This is a genomic window from Dechloromonas sp. TW-R-39-2, from assembly GCF_016864195.1.
Classification (GTDB): Bacteria; Pseudomonadota; Gammaproteobacteria; order Burkholderiales; family Rhodocyclaceae; genus Azonexus.
Map to the genome: position 1 here is coordinate 201263 of NZ_CP045202.1, position 19285 is coordinate 220547.

General features: G+C 60.5%; 16 protein-coding genes, 1 other RNA gene and 1 riboswitch. Of the genes, 7 read left to right on the forward strand and 10 right to left on the reverse strand.

Annotated features, from left to right (window positions below; translation table 11 throughout):
• Positions 1-7: 7 nt before the first annotated feature.
• Complete coding sequence (gene scpA, locus GBK02_RS01000) at positions 8-2158, reverse strand: methylmalonyl-CoA mutase (RefSeq protein WP_203467924.1); 2151 nt, start codon at positions 2156-2158, stop codon at positions 8-10.
• Between the two features lie 169 nt (positions 2159-2327).
• Between scpA and GBK02_RS01005 the strand changes: the two genes are divergently transcribed.
• On the forward strand, positions 2328-2993 hold the full coding sequence (locus tag GBK02_RS01005) for a GntR family transcriptional regulator (protein ID WP_203467925.1): 666 nt from the start codon (positions 2328-2330) through the stop codon (positions 2991-2993).
• 24 nt (positions 2994-3017) lie between these two features.
• Here the strand turns inward: GBK02_RS01005 and GBK02_RS01010 are convergent, their stop codons facing one another.
• From GBK02_RS01010 to GBK02_RS01025, 4 genes are all read right to left on the reverse strand, one after another.
• The gene (locus GBK02_RS01010; RefSeq protein WP_203467926.1) at positions 3018-4304 is read right to left on the reverse strand and encodes a methyl-accepting chemotaxis protein; all 1287 of its coding nucleotides are present in this window, start codon (positions 4302-4304) and stop codon (positions 3018-3020) included.
• Positions 4279-4797, reverse strand: coding sequence for a PAS domain-containing protein (locus tag GBK02_RS01015; protein ID WP_239003118.1), 519 nt, complete (start codon positions 4795-4797; stop codon positions 4279-4281). The genes GBK02_RS01010 and GBK02_RS01015 overlap by 26 nt, the downstream gene beginning before the upstream one ends.
• Before the next feature lie 185 nt (positions 4798-4982).
• Positions 4983-6656: a cation acetate symporter gene (locus GBK02_RS01020; RefSeq protein WP_203467927.1), complete on the reverse strand. Its 1674-nt coding sequence runs from the start codon at positions 6654-6656 to the stop codon at positions 4983-4985.
• Positions 6656-6976: a DUF485 domain-containing protein gene (locus GBK02_RS01025; protein ID WP_203467928.1), complete on the reverse strand. Its 321-nt coding sequence runs from the start codon at positions 6974-6976 to the stop codon at positions 6656-6658. The genes GBK02_RS01020 and GBK02_RS01025 overlap by 1 nt, the downstream gene beginning before the upstream one ends.
• Before the next feature lie 135 nt (positions 6977-7111).
• Here GBK02_RS01025 and GBK02_RS01030 point away from each other — a divergent pair, with 135 nt between their 5' ends.
• A complete protein-coding gene (locus tag GBK02_RS01030) occupies positions 7112-7888 on the forward strand; it encodes an enoyl-CoA hydratase/isomerase family protein (RefSeq protein ID WP_203467929.1) in 777 nt (258 codons plus the stop codon).
• Here the strand turns inward: GBK02_RS01030 and GBK02_RS01035 are convergent.
• The 5 genes from GBK02_RS01035 to GBK02_RS01055 form a co-directional block, all read right to left on the reverse strand.
• The gene (locus GBK02_RS01035) at positions 7875-8693 is read right to left on the reverse strand and encodes a sulfite exporter TauE/SafE family protein (protein ID WP_203467930.1); all 819 of its coding nucleotides are present in this window, start codon (positions 8691-8693) and stop codon (positions 7875-7877) included. The genes GBK02_RS01030 and GBK02_RS01035 overlap by 14 nt on opposite strands.
• Complete coding sequence (locus GBK02_RS01040; protein WP_203467931.1) at positions 8690-9175, reverse strand: EVE domain-containing protein; 486 nt, start codon at positions 9173-9175, stop codon at positions 8690-8692. Before GBK02_RS01040 ends, GBK02_RS01035 begins: the two co-directional genes overlap by 4 nt.
• A 39-nt stretch (positions 9176-9214) precedes the next feature.
• Positions 9215-9395: non-coding RNA, 6S RNA (gene ssrS, locus GBK02_RS01045), on the reverse strand.
• 35 nt (positions 9396-9430) lie between these two features.
• Positions 9431-9766: a cell division protein ZapA gene (locus tag GBK02_RS01050; protein ID WP_203467932.1), complete on the reverse strand. Its 336-nt coding sequence runs from the start codon at positions 9764-9766 to the stop codon at positions 9431-9433.
• A 1-nt stretch (position 9767) separates the two neighbouring features.
• Positions 9768-9965, reverse strand: a complete 198-nt coding sequence (locus GBK02_RS01055) for a hypothetical protein (protein WP_203467933.1) — start codon at positions 9963-9965, stop codon at positions 9768-9770.
• Between the two features lie 115 nt (positions 9966-10080).
• A riboswitch (cobalamin riboswitch) is annotated at positions 10081-10287 on the forward strand.
• A 108-nt stretch (positions 10288-10395) separates the two neighbouring features.
• Here GBK02_RS01055 and GBK02_RS01060 point away from each other — a divergent pair.
• The 5 genes from GBK02_RS01060 to GBK02_RS01080 are packed head-to-tail and all read left to right on the forward strand — an operon-like array spanning position 10396 to position 19284.
• Positions 10396-12576 (forward strand): TonB-dependent receptor, encoded by a 2181-nt coding sequence (locus GBK02_RS01060; RefSeq protein ID WP_203467934.1) that lies wholly within the window; start codon positions 10396-10398, stop codon positions 12574-12576.
• A 3-nt stretch (positions 12577-12579) separates the two neighbouring features.
• On the forward strand, positions 12580-13557 hold the full coding sequence (locus tag GBK02_RS01065; RefSeq protein WP_203467935.1) for an iron ABC transporter permease: 978 nt from the start codon (positions 12580-12582) through the stop codon (positions 13555-13557).
• Positions 13554-14327, forward strand: a complete 774-nt coding sequence (locus GBK02_RS01070) for an ABC transporter ATP-binding protein (protein WP_203467936.1) — start codon at positions 13554-13556, stop codon at positions 14325-14327. Before GBK02_RS01065 ends, GBK02_RS01070 begins: the two co-directional genes overlap by 4 nt.
• A 5-nt stretch (positions 14328-14332) precedes the next feature.
• Entirely contained in the window at positions 14333-14923 is a 591-nt protein-coding gene (cobO, locus tag GBK02_RS01075) for a cob(I)yrinic acid a,c-diamide adenosyltransferase (RefSeq protein ID WP_203467937.1), read from the forward strand.
• 32 nt (positions 14924-14955) lie between these two features.
• Positions 14956-19284: a cobaltochelatase subunit CobN gene (locus tag GBK02_RS01080; RefSeq protein ID WP_203467938.1), complete on the forward strand. Its 4329-nt coding sequence runs from the start codon at positions 14956-14958 to the stop codon at positions 19282-19284.
• The last annotated feature ends 1 nt before the right edge of the window (position 19285 follow it).

The following is a 19285-nucleotide window of genomic DNA, read 5'->3' on the forward strand; positions in this document are numbered from 1 at the left end:
TCAGTAATCAGCCACGCGCCTTGCGGATTTCTTCCATGACGCGCTTGGCCGAGTCCTCGATGCGCGTACCCGGCCCGAAGATGGCCTTGGCACCTGCTGCGTAGAGGGCATCGTAATCCTGGGCCGGAATCACGCCACCCGCGAAGACGATGATGTCCTCCGCGCCCTGCGCCTTCAACGACTGGATAATTTGCGGTACAAGGGTCTTGTGGCCGGCGGCAAGCGACGAGCAGCCGATGGCGTGTACGTCGTTTTCGATGGCTTGGCGAGCGGCTTCTTCCGGTGTCTGGAAGAGTGGCCCCATGTCGATGTCGAAGCCAAGGTCGGCAAAGGCGGTAGCCACCACCTTGGCGCCACGGTCATGGCCGTCCTGGCCAAGCTTGGCGATCATGATGCGCGGACGGCGGCCTTCTTCTTCAGCGAATTTGGCGATATCGGCCTTGATGGATTCCCAGCTTTCCTGACCTTCCACTACACCTCCGTACACACCCGAAATGGTCTGGTTGTTGGCACGGAAACGGCCGAAGATTTTTTCCAGCGCATCCGACACTTCACCCACCGTGGCACGCAAGCGCATCGCCTTGACAGTCAAGTCGAGCAGGTTGCCTTCGCCGGTTTCGGCGGCCTTGGTTAATGCCTCCAAAGCCGCGTTGACCGCAGCAGTGTCACGCGTCGCACGAATCTGCTTGAGACGGGCGATCTGCGAGTCGCGCACGGCATGGTTGTCGATATCGAGAATGTCGATCGCGTCTTCCTTGGCCAGCTTGTACTTGTTGACGCCGACGATGACGTCCTTGCCGGAGTCGATGCGCGCCTGCTTGTCGGCCGCGCAGGTTTCGACCTGCATCTTGGCCCAGCCGGATTCGACGGCCTTGGTCATGCCGCCCATCGCCTCGATTTCCTGGATGATGCCCCAGGCCTTGTCGGCCATGTCCTGGGTCAGCTTTTCCATCATGTAGGAGCCGGCCCACGGATCGACGACGTTGGTGATGTGGGTTTCTTCCTGGATAATCAGCTGCGTGTTGCGGGCGATGCGCGACGAGAACTCGGTCGGCAGCGCAATGGCTTCATCGAGCGCATTGGTGTGCAGCGACTGGGTGCCGCCGAACACTGCCGCCATCGCCTCGATGGTGGTGCGCACGACGTTGTTGTACGGGTCCTGCTCGGTCAGCGACCAGCCCGAGGTCTGGCTGTGCGTGCGCAGCATCTTCGACTTGGCGCTCTTGGCGTTGAAACCGGTCATGATGCGGTCCCACAGCAGGCGGCCGGCGCGCATCTTGGCGATTTCCAGGTAGAAGTTCATGCCCACCGCCCAGAAGAAGGACAGGCGGCCAGCAAAGGTATCGACGTCCATGCCCGAGGCGACGCCGGTACGCACGTATTCCATGCCGTCGGCCAGCGTGAAGGCCAGTTCGATCGCCTGGTTGGCACCGGCTTCCTGGATGTGATAACCGGAAATCGAGATCGAGTTGAACTTCGGCATGTGCTGCGCGGTGTAGCCGAAAATGTCGGCGATGATCTTCATCGACGGCTTGGGCGGATAGATATAGGTATTCCGCACCATGAATTCTTTGAGGATGTCGTTCTGGATGGTGCCGGACAGCTTGTCCTGGCTGACGCCCTGTTCTTCGGCGGCAACGATGTAGCCGGCGAGAATCGGCAGCACGGCGCCGTTCATGGTCATCGAAACGGAAATCTTGTCGAGCGGGATGCTGTCGAAGAGGATCTTCATGTCCTCGACGGAGTCGATCGCCACGCCGGCCTTGCCGACGTCACCGGTGACGCGCGGATGGTCGGAGTCGTAACCGCGGTGCGTCGCCAGGTCGAAAGCCACGGAAACACCCTGGCCGCCGGCGGCGAGCGCCTTGCGGTAGAAGGCATTGGAAGCTTCGGCGGTGGAGAAGCCGGCGTACTGGCGGATGGTCCACGGCTTGACCGCATACATCGTCGGCTGCGGGCCACGCAGATACGGTGCGAAGCCCGGCAGGGTGTCGGCAAATTCGAGATTCTCGACGTCGCTCTTGGTATACAGCGGCTTGACCGTCAGGCCTTCCGGGGTGATCCAGTTCAGATTCTTGACGTCACCAGCCGGCGAATGTTTCGCGGCAGCCTTCTCCCAGGCGTCCAGGTTATTGGAATCAAAGAATTTTTCAGACATGACTCACCCTCGCTAATTCGATTTTTTGAGGCCGATGATGCAGAATTCAAAATTCTACGCTTTCGAGCCTAGCTTGACATACAAACCAACGCATAATACTTTATCCATAATTATGGACGCAAGTCGGCAATGTATCGACGTGCCCTTAACTCACACACCACACAACACCATGACCCGTATTGTCCCCACCGCGCTCTACCAGGAAGTTGCCGAACGTTTGCGGCAACGTATCTTTGCGCACGAGCTGACGCCTGGCACCTGGATCGACGAACAGAAGCTGGCCGAGCAATACGGTATTTCCCGGACACCGCTGCGCGAAGCCCTCAAGGTTCTCGCCTCCGAGGGGCTGGTCGAGTTGAAGCCACGCCGCGGCTGCTACGTTACGGAAATTTCCCGCCGCGACCTCGACGACATTTTCCCGCTCATGGCCATGCTGGAGGGACGCTGCGCCTCGGAAGCCGTCCGTCGCGCCAAGGCGGCCGACATGACCGCCCTGAAGGCCATCCATGAACAACTGGAGTCGGCGGCCCGCGAAGGCAGGATCGATGCTTTTTTTGAAGCCAACCAGGAGTTTCACAAGAAAATCCAGGAATTGTCCGGCAACCGCTGGCTGCTTTCGGTCATTCAGGATCTGCGCAAGGTGCTCAAGCTTTCTCGCCTGCACTCACTGTCCCTCGAAGGCCGCCTGCAGCAATCGCTCGACGAACACCGGGTAATCATGGCCGCCCTTGAAGCCGGCGATAGCACCAAGGCTGAAAAACTGATGCACGACCACCTGCTTTCCGGCCGGGAAGCACTGGCCAAGATTCAGGACCCTGCCGTCAAAACAGCCTGACTTTTGGCGTTGACCGCAACACGGTCAATGCATCTGGCCTTCGATGTTGGCAAAAAGCATTTCGTAGATTTCGATCAGCGCCTCGCGGTCCTTGCTGCCTTTGACCCACGTCCGCGACTGGGCGATGGTCAGCGCTTTCTGCTCAAGCTCCGAGAGATTGGCAATGTTGACGTTATCGCCGTGCAGGATGGCGGTGACATCGGCACGTGCCTTCTGGGCCAGCGCCACAAGATGCATCGATGCGCCCATGGTCTTTGCGCCACCACCAATCGAGAGGGCAAGTTCGCGCACCTGTGTTGCGGAGCCGGCTGCATCAGCCAGATTCAGGCCGAATTCATCGGCCGTCGTTCGCGCACCGGAAACCGCCAGTTTCAATGTACCGACCCGATCGGTCGTCATCGCAAGCGCGTGGGTAATTTGCTCGATGGCCGTCGTGATTTCCTCCGCTGAGCGCTGCGACTGATCCGCCAGTTTGCGGACTTCGTCGGCCACAACGGCAAATCCACGCCCGGCCTCACCGGCACGCGCAGCCTCGATGGCGGCATTGAGCGCCAGCAGGTTGGTCTGTTTGGCGATACCGTCGATGCGCCCGGTCAGATCACGGATATCGCTGGTCTTGGCATTGAGTTCATCGAGCGCCGCCGAACCCGCTTCTGCGGCCTGTTGGGCACCCCCCAGCGCGAGCGACATGCGGTTTGCGGCATCAGCCATGGCACTCGCCGAGTCGGCAAAGCTGGCCGACAACTCACCCGATTGAACGGCATTGCCATCGACATCGCCAAGCGCCGAACCGACATGCGTGATGGCCATCGACAAGCCGCGCTCCGAACGCAGGAAAATACGCGACAACAAAGCTTCCCGGGCAACAGACTCCTGTGCGGCATCAAGCTGGTCAAGCACCGTTTGCACGCGCAGCAACACATCCTTGAACGCGCCGTGCAGCCCGGTGGTCTGCAACCGACGCCATGTCCTGTTTTCCGACGATGCGCTCATCGCCCCCAGAATTTCGCGAAACGCAGACTCCGTCTGATCGAGTGCCGAATTGAGATTGATCCGGATCGATTCCAGCGTGACATCGTCAAACTGGTTCGGCAAACGTCCGACCAGATTGCCCTGGCCAATCGCCTGCAGCTCGGCATCCAGCGCACTCAGTTGAGCGTCGCCCGACGTTTTGCCGAGTACCAGAATCAAGATGGCCGGCAAGATCAGGAAGAAGGGCGCCCATGGGGAATAGAAGCCCGCAGCCAGCCCGGCCACCAGCATACCGACCAGCAGAAGTTTGAGCCTAAAGGGAGAAAGCAAGTTCTTCATATCCAGTTCCAGACTTGTTCAGCAGGTCGACCAGAACCTGCGTCCCGGCAGCAATGGCATCGCGCGCTCCGGCTGCGCGTTCAGCCTGCAGCATTTCACGATAAACCGGCTCGATTTTGCTGATCGCCTCGCGACGCGGGCAACGGCGTACCGAAGTAAAGCCGACAATTTGTCTGTTCGCATCAAAATCGGGGGCGATATGCGTGAAAACCCAGTAAAAACCGCCATCCTTGGACATGTTCTTGACGTAACCAAAGAACTCCTTGCCGCTCTGGATCGTATCCCAGGCCAACTTGAACACTGAGCGCGGCATATCCGGATGACGGATGATATTGTGCTGCGATCCCAGCAACTCTGCTTCGGTATACCCTGAAAACTCGATGAAAATCGGATTGCCGTAGGTGATGATTCCCTTGGCATTCGTCTTCGATACGATGAAATCATTTTCGCGCATCGTACGTTCGATGCTGGTCGGCTCAATAGCTCGTTTCACCCTCGCCTCTCCAATCAAGCGACTTACCCCGGAAACCCCGGACCGGCAACAATCAGGCCGAAAATCTTATTGAGATTTTTATCAAATATACTATATAAATGCGCCACGAATCGCGTATTTGAGCCACGCAAAAAATGAAAAACCCCGGTCGCTTACGCGCCGGGGTTTTCAACAGCTGATTCTGCTTAGTGGTTGCTGGCGCTGGCTGCACCAAAACCGGTCTGAGCACGAACGTACTGGTCTTCAAATCCACCCAGATCAACCGCAGCGCGAGCACTGGAGTCGGTTTTCGAGAAGATGTAGGCCAGCAGGAAGGCCACCGGCATGGCAAACAGGGCCGGCTGGGTATAGGGGAAGAGCGGCGCAGCATTGCCCAGCACGTCGACCCATACCGACTTCGAGAAGAGCACGAAGAGCACGGCTGAAACCAGGCCACCGTAACCACCGAACAGTGCGCCGCGCGTCGTCAGACCACGCCAGTACATCGACAGGATAAGGACCGGGAAGTTGGCGGCTGCTGCAACACCGAAAGCCAGACCGACCATGAAGGCGATGTTCTGCTTTTCGAACAGGATGCCGAGCACGATGGCGACGGCACCGAGACAGATCGTGGCAATCTTGGAGACACGGATTTCCGTGGCTTCGGAAGCCTGCCCCTTCATGATGACGCGAGCGTAGATGTCATGCGAGATCGCCGAGGCGCCAGCCAGTGCCAGACCGGAAACGACAGCCAGGATGGTGGCGAAAGCCACGGCAGCCAGGAAGCCGAGCAGCATGTTGCCGCCAACCGCCTTGGCCAGGTGCATGGCAACCATGTTGCCGCCACCGATCAGCTTGCCGCCGACCGTGCCGCCTTCGAAGAACTCGGGGTTCTGACCAACGATCAGGATGCCGGCGAGGCCCATCAGGAAGATGACGTTGAAGAAGTAGGCAACGAAACCGGATGCGTAGAGCACCGACTTGCGCGCTTCCTTGGCATCGGTCACGGTGAAGAAGCGCATCAGGATGTGCGGCAAACCGGCCGTACCGAACATCAGACCCAGACCGAGCGAGATCGCGGTGACCGGATCCTTGAGCAGGCTGCCCGGATACATCAGCTTCTCGCCGAGCTTGTGCACCGACATGGCGCGGTCAACCAGCTTGGTGAAGGAGAAATCGAACTGGCTCATGGCCAGCACCATGACCAGCGTACCGCCGGACAGCAGCATGCAGGCCTTGATGATCTGCACCCAGGTCGTAGCAACCATGCCGCCGAAGGTGACATAGACCATCATCAGGATACCGACAGCGAAGATGGCGACGTTGTATTCCAGACCGAAGAGCAGCTTGATCAACTGACCGGCACCGACCATCTGGGCGATCAGGTAGAAGCACACAACAACCAGCGACGAAATCGCGGCCATGGTCCGTACCTTGCCCTGATCAAGGCGATAGGCCGTGATGTCGGAGAAGGTGAACTTGCCGAGATTGCGCAGGCGTTCGGCCATCAGGAACAGGATGACCGGCCAGCCGGCGAAGAAGCACAGCATGTAGATATAGCCGTCGTAGCCCTGGGTATAAACCATGGCGGTCAGACCGAGCAGCGTGGCGGCAGACATGTAGTCGCCGGCAATCGCCAGACCGTTCTGGAAACCGGTGATACCGCCGCCCGCCGTGTAGAAGTCAGCCGTCGACTTGGTCCGGCTGGCCGCCCAGTAGGTAATGCCCATCGTCATCGTGACGAAGATGCAGAACATGATGATGGCGTGCCAATTGGTCGCCTGCTGTTCGGTCACGCCTTCAAGCGGGCCACCGGCGTAAGCCGAAGCCGCTGCGGCAAAAAGGCCGAGCGCGGAGATAAGTTGAGTCAGGTGACGCATTATTTGCTCTCCTTCCAGGCTTCCTTGACGATTTCCTGCGTCAGGGCATCAAACTCGGTATTGGCGCGGCGCACATAAACAGCCGTCAGCACCCAGAAGAAAGTGAACATGAAAAGTTCAACGGCAACCCCGACCGTTACCTTGGAACCCTCGCTGATCGGCTGACCGAGCGAAAGCGGGTTGAAGGCAACAACCATCACGAAGCCGTAAAACATGGCCAATACGATGAAGGCCAAGGTCCAGGCAAAACGGCCGCGTCGTGCGACGAGGTCCTGGAACTTCGGATTGGCCCGCATACGCTCATACATCGCGCTGCTCATGGCTATATCTCCATAATTAGTAATTTGTAATTACCGAAAAATCGGCGGCTATATTATATCTTATATAAGACATTCACGATGCGTGAATGTCCCTGGGCATATAATTCAAGTCATTAAAAACAACACTTTGCGCACATGGCTACGGTCGACCTCTCCACAAACGGCGAAATCGCCACCCTGACACTCAACAATCCCGGCAAGCTGAATGCCATCAATTTGGCCATGTGGCAGGACTTGGCCGGAATCATGGGCAAGCTGGCGGTTGACCGCGACATCCGCTGCATCGTGCTGCGTGGTGCCGGGCACGATGCCTTTGCCGCGGGCGGCGATCTGGAAGAATTCGTCACCGGACGCGCCACGCTGGAGCAAGCCCTGCACTACCACGAGCAAGTCGCGCTGGCCCTGAATGCCATCGCCGATTGCCCGCACCCGACCGTGGCCCTGATCCAGGGAGCCTGCATCGGTGGCGGCCTTGAAATCGCCGGCGTCTGTGACCTGCGTATCAGCAACGAATCGGCCCGCTTCGGTGCGCCGATCAATCGACTCGGCTTTTCGATGTATCCAGGCGAGATGGAGGGTTTGCTGAAGCTGGCCGGTGCCGCCGTGATGAAGGAAATCCTGCTCGAAGGACGCATTCTCAACGCCACCGAAGCCTATGAAAAAGGGCTGATCACCCGCGTTGTTCCTGATCCGCAGGTCGAAGATGAAGCCTATGCCACGGCACGGCGCATCTGTGCCGGCGCCCCGTTGGTGGCCGGCTGGCACAAGCAGTGGATTCGCCGCCTGCAAAACGGTCGACCGCTGAACGATGAAGAAAAAGCCGCGTCGTTCGCCTTCCTCGACACAGAGGACTACAAGGAAGGCCTGAGCGCCTTCCTTGAAAAGCGCAAACCTGCGTTCAAGGCGTGCTGAACAAACTCCAGACCATTTTTGCCGCGAGCAGGATAAGGATTGCGGCAAAAATCCGCTTCAGGGTTGCCACTGGCAAGCGATGCGCCAGACTGGCACCGTAGGGAGCTGTCACCATCGATGCTGCAACCAGAATCACCAGGGCTGGCAAGTACACAAATCCCAAACTGCCCTGTGGCAAACCCGGCTGGTGCCAGCCATTGAAGACATAGCCCAACGTTCCGCCGACCGCGATAGGCAAACCGACTGCCGCCGAGGTACCGATAGCATGTTGAACACGAACGTTGCACCAAGTCAGGAACGGTACGGTCAATGCACCGCCACCGATTGCTACGACAGAAGACAGTGCACCGATACCGAAGCCGACAGCAGCAACCCCCATCGTCCCAGGCAAGTCACGAGCCGCCTTTGGCTTCAAGTTAAGCGCCATCTGGACTGCAACGAGACAAACAAAGAAAGTAAAAAAAATGGCCAGTGGACGTGCCGGAACGCTGGCAGCAAACAAAGTTCCGATCGCCGTACCAAGCAGAATGCCGGGTGTAATTACTTTGAAAATATTCCACATCACCGCACCATGGCTATGGTGCGTCCGCAAGCTGGCAACAGCCGTAAAAATGATCGAGGCCATCGAAGTGCCAAGTGCCATGTGCAGGATTTCGCCTGAAGGAAACTGAGTCTGTGCAGCAAACATCAAGGTCAGGGCCGGCACCATGACCAGCCCGCCGCCAATCCCCAGCATCCCGGCAAAAAATCCGGTAAATGCACCAAGTACAAGATAAGCAGCAACCCAAATCAGCAACAAGCTCATACCAGAAGTTCCATCGTAATAAATTGCCATTCCTCAGCGGTTACCGGTGTAATCGACAAACGGTTGCCGCGGGCAAGAAGGCGCATGTTAGCAAGTTCCGGACAAGCCCGCAGTTCAGTCAGCGGCAAATAGCGCGTCTTTTGCACGAACATGACATCACGCAATAACCAGCGCGGCGAATCGGCTTTGGATTTCGGGTCGAAATACGGGTTGACCGCATCAAACTGGGTTGCATCGGGGTAAGGCGCCGAAGCGATCCGGCAAACCCCGGCAATCCCCGGTTCGGCACAGCCCGAGTGATAAAAAAATGCCAGATCGCCGACCCGCATCGCATCGCGCATGAAGTTGCGCGCCTGATAGTTTCTGACGCCAAACCACGGAAAGGGAACATTTGGCGCAGCGGCAAGATGATCAATCGAGACCTCATCAGGTTCCGATTTCATCAACCAGAACTGCGCAACCGGTTGATCGGAGACTGCCATGGGAAAATCAGGAGAAATAGTCATCGCCAGGCCAAAAAAAAGGCCCCCGCAAGTGCCGTCAGACCGGCATCCTGAACCGGGGTCCAGAATGGTCGCTTTCCAGCTGCATCAGGAACGCCTGACAGAGAGGCACTCACAACAGCAGCGGTATGGTCCGCAACCGATGCCAATTAGCATTGGTTCAAGGAATATATGGTCTTAACAAACACCGCAGGGGACGCTCGGCGGGCGGCGCCGGGGTCAACAGCAAATGACCTAGATGTCCAGTTGCTGCTGGGGCGCAAGCACGGAATCAATTCGTGCTCCCATGTGATCGATTCTACGCTTTGTCTCGGAAGTATCAACAGATTCCGCATCGCCTTCGATACCGCCTGCAGCCTGACCGGCCAGCAGTTCGTGCGCGATGTTGAGCGCAGCCATTACCGCTACACGCTCGGCAATAGTGCTTTTGGTGCGCTGGGCGATTTCGCGCATTTTGTTGTCAACCAGGTCGACCGCAGCAAGCAGCGCATCGCGCTCTTCGGCACTGCAGGCCACGCGATATTCGCGCCCCATGATTTTGACATCGAGGAAATTCGTTTCGGTGCTCATCTCAGACATCCTCGGGCAGCTTGTCGACCAGGCCTTCAAGGCGCTCTCGCGCCACCGTCATTGTCTGACGCAAGTGGAGACGCTCTGCCTCGGCAGCAGCCATCTGGTTTTTCAGCACCTCGTTCTCGGCACGCAACTGGTGCACCAGGGCAACCACCTGTTCAATCTTGGCTTCAAGCGCTTCGAGTTCGGTATTCATGGCGCGAACTATAGAGGGAAAAACAATGCGTGGTCAAGGACTAAGCCTTTATTCTCAAAGTGGTTTATACGAAATGGGCACGACTTTTATAGTGCGATGCAGCAAGTGCACATGTAGAATGCGCACCGTGTCAGGTGCTGCGCGCGGATTCTCCAAGTGCAGTTAAACGGGAAAGTGGTGCGTCTCCGATGAGATCAATCCGCTGCTGCCCCCGCAACGGTAAGTGAGTGCGGATGTACCTCAAGGCCACTGGGTAAAACCTGGGAAGGCGGTACATCAAGACTTGCGAGCCCGGATACCGGCCTGAAACAAATCACGGAATTGCCACGGGGTTGTGGCGCCAGTTTTATTCGGCCGACCTGTCATCCCTTGCTTTTCCTTTTCAATGCCATTCCGGTTCGCGGGGACGCCTGCCGGAAAAAGGAAGACCATGAATTTTCGATTGACCCACACTGCGGCTGTGATCAGTTCGCTTTTCGCGCATCACGCCATTGCCGAGCCCCTCAGTATCGACCGGCCAACCGAGCTGGAATCGGTCGTTGTTTCGGCCAGTCGTTTCATGACGCCGCTGGAAAAGGCACCGGGGCAAGTCGAGATTGTTCGCCAGGATGAATTGAACAGCCGCAAAAACGACCGATTGAGCGATGTCGTCAAATACATTCCAGGCCTGACCATCCAACCCGGGCGAGGCACGACCCAATCGACCCAGGCCATGTCATTGCGCGGCATCCCGGACGAACGACGGATGCTGGTCATGGTCGATGGCATACCGGTCAACGACGGTTACGCCGGGAGCGTCAACTTATCCGGCATGCCAACCGAAATACTTCGCCAGGCCGAAGTCATGGTCGGCCCGATGTCTTCGCTCTATGGCGGAACGGCAATGAGCGGCGTGGTCAATTTCACCACCTTGATGCCGAAAGCCCCGATGTTCAACGCCAGTTTTGGTTACGGCGCACCTTTTTCGCGTGGTACGGCACCGGAAGACACACGCCGGATCAGCTTAATGGGCGGCACGCTGTTCGATAATGGTCTGTCGGTCCTGATTGGCGGCAACTGGATGGCAACCGCCGGCTATCGCAATGAAAATGTCACGGCAACAAGCAGTCCTGGCGCCACCGTCAGCGGCTGGACCCAGACCAGCAGCAACAAGGGGGTCAATGCTTATCTCGTTGGCAACAAAGGAGCAACGGCCTGGGAAGAAAACGGCGAGTACATCAAACTCGAACAGCGCCTGGGCGGCCTGAACAAATGGCGCGCCGGCTGGCAGCGCCAGGCTTATGAATACTCGAACAGCACCCCGGAAAGCTATCTCAGAAACAGCAATGGCACGACGAACTGGAACGGGTGTACGCCGACAACGGCCATCTGTTCGACCTGGATGGCCAGCCCGGGCGCTTATGAACGGCAGATTTACTCGCTAGGCGGCGATATCGAAACGCTGGGCGGACTGCTCAAGATCAGCGCAGCCTATATTGATGTCAGCAGCAATTATTTCATCACCCCCAGCACCAGCCGGATCAGCGACTCTCCCGCCCGCAGCGAATTGCTTGATGCTTACTGGACACGTCAGCTGGGTCGCCACGGCATCACGCTGGGGAGCGCATGGCGCCACGACCGGGCAAACAACAGCGAATACACACTGAGCAACTGGCACGATGCATCGAGCCGGGGCAATCTTTACGCCAACGTCAGTGGAGAAACCAACTCTCTCGGCTTGTATGCTCAGGATGAATGGCAACTGAGCGATCGACTGCTCGCACATTTCGGCCTGCGTTACGACTACTGGAAGAACTCGAACGGCCATATCGAGACCCCGGGCTGGAACAGCGGCAATATCTACAAAAACTACGCCAGCCGGACGGCTGAAGCCTGGAACCCGAAACTGGCCCTGCGTTTTGAAGTCAATTCAGCCTTTGCCCTGCGCACATCATACGGTTCTGCCTTCCGCGCGCCCTCCGTCTACGAGCTTTATCGCAGCGGCTGGATCGGTAAAACAAACTTAACCGCCAATCCACTGCTCAAGCCAGAAACCGTCACAACGCTGGATATCGGCGCAGATTTCAAGCCCTGGCAAGGAGGCGAACTCAAGTTCACTGCCTTCAGCAACCGGATGGATGACCTGATCTACACACAAACGAGTGGAACAACGCGTAACCGGATCAATGCGGAAGAGGCCACCAGCCAGGGCTTCGTCGTCGGCATGACGCAAAAAATCGGCGACTCGACCCGTCTGATGGCCTCTTACACGATGACTGATTCCGAAGTACGGCGGAATAGCCAATCGCGCATCAGCCAAGGCAAGAAAATCGCTTATTTGCCGCAACACCAGGCAACGCTCGGCTTTGACACCAGCTACGGCCCATGGACGCTGGGCAGCAATCTGCGCTACGCCAGCAAGCAATACTCGACCGATGACAACAGCGATTTCGCCGGCAACGTCTTCCAGTCCTACGATGCCTACACCGTCGTCGACAGCCGTATCGCCTATCGCATCGACAAGCACATCACCGCCTCGCTGGCGATCGACAACCTGCTCGACCGTGAGTATTACTCGTACTATGCCGCACCCCGGCGCAACTGGTTTGCCGCGGTCAACTACGCTTACTGAACCATGCCCTCCAGCCGCCGCGCCCTGCTGATCCTCGCCTGTCTCTGCCTGCTCGTCCTGGCCAGCTTCGCACTGGCCCTGACGGTCGGCAGCTTCAAGGTTTCGATCGGTGAAGTGTGGGCGGCCCTGCTCGGGCAGGAAGGCGGCGCCGGCGATGTCGTGCTGCAGCTTCGGTTGCCGCGCGCAATTGCCGGTTTTGCCTGCGGTGGCCTGCTGGCACTGGCCGGCGCATTGATGCAGGTATTGCTGCGCAATCCGCTGGCCGATCCTTACGTCCTGGGGATTTCCGGCGGCGCCGGGGCCGGGGCAATGTTCGCCATCATTCTCGGCTTGCCGGCCCTCGGCATCGACGGACTGGCTTTTGCCGGTGCGCTCGGCGCCATGCTGCTGGTTTTTGGTCTGGCGCACGGCGATGGCAGCTGGACGCAGACACGCCTGCTACTCACCGGCGTCATCGTTGCCGCCGGCTGCGGTGCGCTGGTCGCCCTGATGCTGGCCATCGCACCGGAGCACAAGCTGCGCGGCATGCTTTTCTGGCTGATGGGCGATCTCGGCCAAAGCGCCCAGTGGTGGCCAGCCCTGAGCGCCCTGGGCCTGGCATTGATACTGGCCATGCCCTTCGCCCGCGAACTGAACATGCTGGCACGTGGACAGATGCAGGCCCAGGCGCTGGGTGTCGCGGTCGACCGCTTGCGCTACGCCATTTATCTGCTCGCTTCGCTGGCCACCGCTGCGTCTGTGACAACGGCTGGTTCGATCGGCTTTGTCGGCCTGATCGTTCCCCACCTCGTTCGCCTCGCCACCGGCAACGACCAGCGACTGCTGCTCCCTGCATCGGTGCTGGCCGGCGGCTCGCTGCTGGTTCTGGCCGACACGCTGGCCCGGACGATCATCGCCCCGCAACAACTCCCGGTCGGCGTACTCACCGCGCTGATCGGCGTCCCGATCTTCCTGGTCATCCTGTCGAGGCAGCCGAAATGAGCGGCGCCCTGCTCGAAACACGCCAATTGGCCGTCGACGTCGGTGGCAAACGAGTCATCGACCGGCTCGACCTGAGCCTGCACGCCGGCGAACGGCTGGCCATCCTGGGGCGCAATGGTGCCGGTAAGTCGACCTTGCTGTCGACACTGGCCGGCTTGCGTCCAAGTAGTGCCGGCGTGGTGATGCTCGATGCCGAAGACCTTGCGCTGACCCCGCCGCACCAGGCCGCCCTGCGTCGGGCCTGGCTTGGCCAGTTCCAGTCCGACCCGTTTGGCTCGACGGTTCTGGAAACAACCCTGACCGGCCGCCACCCGCACCTTGGCCGCTGGGCCTGGGAAAGCCGGCAGGATGCCGAAATCGCCCGTGCTGCACTGAAATCGGTCGGCCTCGATGGCATGGAAACCCGCCAGATTCATACCTTGTCAGGTGGCGAACGCCAGCGCCTGGCGATTGCCACGCTACTCACCCAGGCAGCACCGCTGTACCTGCTCGACGAGCCGCTCTCGCACCTCGACCTCAATCACCAGATGGCTGTCCTCGAACTGTTTGCGGAGACCGCACGCAACGATGGGGCGGGCGTCATCATGGTGCTGCACGACCCGGCACTGGCGCATCGCTTCTGTGATCGCGCCTTGCTGGTGCATGGCGATGGCCGCACCGAGCTTGGCACGGTCGACACCATCCTGACGGCAGAAAAGCTGTCCCAACTTTATGGCTATGGCCTGCGTCAGCTCGAAGACCGCGGCCATCGCTGTTTCATTCCGGAGTAAGACCCATGGCTGTGACCCACGAAGAACGCATGCAGAAAAAGAAAGCCGTGGTCGATGAAAAGATCGCCGGCGCCCAGGAAGAGCGCGGCGTATTGCTGATCAACACCGGCAACGGCAAGGGCAAATCGTCGGCCGCTTTCGGCGTCGTCGCCCGCGCCCTCGGCCACGGTCTGAAAGTGGGTGTCGTGCAGTTCGTCAAGAGTCGTTCGGATACCGGCGAAGAAGCCTTTTTCCGCCAGCAGGCCAATGTCGCCTGGCATATCGGCGGCGAAGGTTTCACCTGGGAAACCCAGGACAAGGAACGCGATGCCAAAGCCGCGCAAGCCGCCTGGGAAGTCGCCTGCGGCCATTTGAACAATCCGGCTATCGGCCTCGTCGTGCTCGACGAAATGACCTACGCCTTCAAATACGGCTGGCTCGATCTCGACAGCGTGATCGCCAAACTGCTTGCCCGACCGTTGATGCAGCACGTCATCATCACCGGCCGCGCCGCCCCCGAGGCTCTGCGCGATGCAGCCGATACCGTCAGCGACATCGGCAACGAGAAACACGCCTTCAAGGCAGGCATCAAGGCGATGCCGGGGCTCGACTGGTAAGTCGGCCACACTCGTCCGAAAACACCTCGTCAATGACACGCTTTTCTTGCCGCTGGCAACGCCATGCCCTGGCACTTTTGTGTGCCGCCGGCATGGTATCGGCGCAGGCCGCAACCCTGTTCGCCGTGGTCACCGAACGAGCCGCTCCCACCGCAATCGAAGCGGCGCATCGCCATCTCGCCAGCCATCCGGGTGACCGCATCATGTTGCGCACGCCGGCCCAGTTGATGGCGGCCGACGAAAAACAGCTTGGTCTGTGGCTAAGCAAGGCCGACAGCATATTGGCCGTTTCGGTCTTCAGCGACCCGGCCCGTAGACTGAAAGACGCGCTGGGCCGTCACGTACGGCCACAAACGCCCGTACTGGCGATGAACGGCGAAGCCAGCCTGAATCTGATGAGCCGCGACAACGAAGGCTCCCTGGCGGCCTTTCCAGCCGAAACCCTGCGCCAGCTGGCCTTGGAAAACCCACCGGAATCAGCGTTGACCGCAGCAAGCAAGCAGTCGACCACGCGCCACTGGCTGGCCGCCCGTCAAATCTGGCAAGCCGGCGGCAGCGACAACACGCAGGCCCTGTTCGCCCACCTGCTCGCTCCACAACAGCCTTTACCGGCAATCAAGCCGGAACCGACGCTGCGCCTGCGCGTCGGCCAGCGGGAATTGAGCGACACCGCGGCCTGGGGTAACGCCAGCCAGCTCGGACTCAAAGCCGAGCCGACCGTCGTCGTCCTCGACCTGGCCAATATGGATGGCGGCCCGCCCGCCGCACTCTGTCGGCAGATCGAAGCCAACGGCCAAGCCTGCGTCCAGGTGCTGACGCGCTGGGGCGGCGCCTCGCGCGAAGCGCTCGAACGACTGCCTGAACTGATCGCCCCGGCCCGTGCGGCGGCCCTCGTCGTACTGCAGGATTTCGTCGTCGGGGCGGCCGAAGGGCGCGAAGCGGTCGGCGAAGCATTCAAGAAACTCGACGTACCGGTCTTCAAGGCGATCCGCCTGAACGAGCGGACAGCGACCCAGTGGCGCTTGTCGCCCGATGGCCTGCCGGCCGATTCGGTGCAGTATCGCGTCGCCCTGCCCGAGTTGCAGGGCATCGGCCAGCCCATCGTCGTCTCGGCGCTCGGCGCGGCGCGGCCGGACAAGCTGACCGGCATCGAAAGCCGGCCACCGGTCGTACTGGGCGCCGAAGTCGACCGTCTGGCGGCCCGTGTCGGCCGCTGGCTCGACCTGCGCGCCAAGGCCAACCGCGACAAACGGGTCGCGGTGATCTATTACAACCATCCGCCGGGGCGACAGAACATCGGGGCCGACAACCTCGACGTGCCAGCCTCGCTGTTCGACATGCTGCACGCGCTGAAAGCCGCTGGCTACACGGTCGGCGAACTGCCGGCATCGCCCGAAGCGCTGCTCGACCGGATCATGGCGCACGGCGTCAATCTGCCGGAAGACCGCACTGCGCTGAAGGAATTGAGTGCTGCGGTCGACGGGGTCAAAACCGCCGATTACGCTCGCTGGTTCGCGACGCTGCCGGCCCGGGTGCAGGGCGAAATGACCGCCGGTCCACTCGGCCGCCTGCAGGCCGAAGTGCTCGAAGCCGAACAGGCCAACGAAAAGACGGTCGGCCGCAAACGAGTCGATGCGGTGTTGAAGGAACTGCACCATCTGGTCGAAGGTGCCGATCACCCGAAACGCAAAGTCGCAATCCGCGACCTGAAAGCGCTGGAAGCCGGCTATCTCGCCTGCCTGGCCGACAAATCCACCCGTCGTTGTGCGACGCTAGCACCGCTCAACCGGCGCCTGAGCGGCTACGGCATCGAAGGCCTCAAGGGCTGGGGTACCGTGCCGGGTAAGGTGATGGTCGAAGGCGGCCGGCTGCTGGTGCCGGGCATGACCTTCGGCAACGTCTTCATCGGCCCGCAACCGCCACGCGGTTGGGAAGTCGACGAGGAACTGCTGCACGCCAACACCAGCGTCACGCCGCCGCACCAGTACCTCGCCTTCTACCACTGGCTGCGCGACCGTTTCAAAGCCGATGCCGTGGTCCATGTCGGTCGCCATTCGACCTACGAATTCCTACCCGGCAAGGCTGTCGGCCTCGCCGCCGATGACTACCCAAGCCTGATCGCCGCCGATCTGCCCGGCATCTACCCCTACATCGTCGATGGCGTCGGCGAAGGCACCCAGGCCAAGCGCCGCGGGCTGGCCGTGATGGTCGACCACCTGACGCCACCGCTCGCCGCAACGCCGCTCTACGACCAGTTGCTGGCCCTGCGCCAAATTGTTGAAAGCTACGAAGCCGCTTCCTCCGAATCGCTCAAGGCGCAAGCCGCCCGAACCATGCGCGAGCAGGTCGTCGCGCTCAACCTCAAGGCCGAACTGGAAGCCTCGATGGCCGACGTGCTGGCGGTGCGCGGCATTGGCTTCGAGGCGGCCGACGACGACCTGCTGGCGCACGAAGTCGGCCACTACCTGACCAAGCTGCAGGAAAAATTCATGCCCTACGGCCTGCACATTTTCGGCCGCAACTGGAGCCAGAAGGCGCTTGACCTGATGCTCGGCTCAATGAAGCAGGGCGGCATCGATGATCCGGAAATCAGCCGCAAGCTGGCCGATTCGCCCCGCCTCGAAATGCTCGGCCTGCTGGCCGGGCTGGATGGCCGCTACATTCCACCGGGCAAGGGCAACGACCCGCTGCGCTCGCCCGACTCGCTGCCGACCGGGCGCAATTTCCACGCCGTCGATGGCGATATCCTGCCGACCAAAATCGGCTACCAGCTCGGCGAAAAACTGGCCCGGAAGTCGGTCGACCGCGCTGGAAAGAACGACCAGGGCTCGGAAGGCATCATCCTCTGGGCCTCCGACGCCGTACGTGACGAAGGGGTGATGGTCGCTTTCGCGCTGGCCATGATGGGCGCCGAACCAGTGTGGAACGCCCGCGGCATCGTCACCGACGTTCGCCTCAAGCCAGGCGTCGTGCGGCGTGACGTCATCGTCACGACTTCCGGCCTGTTCCGCGACCTTTACCCCAACCTCAACAACCTGATCGACCGTGCCGGCCGCCTGGCGCTCGCAGCCTCGGCCGGCCGTCTGCTCGAACAACGACCGGAATTGAAGGATGCGCTCACCGCCGCACTCGCGCCGCTCCCCACCGTCCACTGGGGCAAAGAAGCGGTTAGCGACAACCGCGTTGCCCGCGAATGGCTGAACCGCGTTGCGGCACTGGAACAAGCCGGCCTGCCGACCAAGGAAGCCGGCCATGCCGCCGCCCAGCGCATTTTCGGCGATGCCCCGGGCGCCTATGGCACCGGCGTCAACCGGCTGACCGAACGCTCCGGCGCCTGGCGCGAACGCGACGAAATCGGCCGTGCCTACCGCAACCGCATGGGTCACGCCTACGGCCTCGACGACAGCGGCGAAGCCGCCCATGCCGCCTTCGACACCGCCCTCGACGGCATCAAGCGGACCTACCACGGCCGGGCCAGCAACCTTTACGGCCTGCTCGACAACAACGACGCCTTCGATTACCTGGGCGGCCTGTCGCTGGCCATCGAGGGCCGTACCGGCCAGCCGCCAGAAGCGCTGATCCTGCAACACGCCGAACCCGGCCGGGCCGATGTCGAGCCGCTGACCACGGCACTGCTCGGCGAACTGCGCGGCCGCTTCCTCAACCCGGCCTGGCTGAAGCCGCTGATGGAACACGGTTACGCCGGGGCGCGGACAATGGGTACCGAATTCCTCGAAAATCTGTGGGGCTGGCAGGTAACACGCCCCGATCTGGTCAAGAACTGGGCTTGGGAGGAAGTGAAAGCCGTCTATTTCGACGATGCACAGAAGCTCGGCCTGCCGAAATTCCTCGGCCAGGGCCAGAACGCCCACGTCAAGGCACATATGCTGGCGATTTTCATGGTCGCCGCCGAAAAGGGTTTCTGGAAAACTGATGCCGCCACCATCAAGCAGATGGGCGGCGAACTGGCCAGATTGGTCACCAAGAACGGCCTGCCCGGCAGCGGTCACACCGCGCCCAATCACCCGATGTGGCAATGGCTGGCACCGCAGCTCGATGCGGCCGAGGCACAGGCGCTCGGCGTGACGCTGGCCAAGGCACGCGGCGAAGTGGTGGCAACAGCCCCGGCTGGCGCCGTCACCCCGGCAACGAACGGCAATCCGGCGGTCGACACCGCAAAAACGGCAAAAACCGAACCGGCAGCCGAAGCCCCCGCCGCCGCACCGCGCTACTACGAACTGAACGAATCCGAACTGCCGGCGGCCGATCTGGTCGGCCGCACCCTCAACCTGCTCGGCCTGCTTGCCGCCAGTCTTGCGCTGTTCACGACCGGCTTGTGGCTGGGCCGCCGCAGCGCTTAAT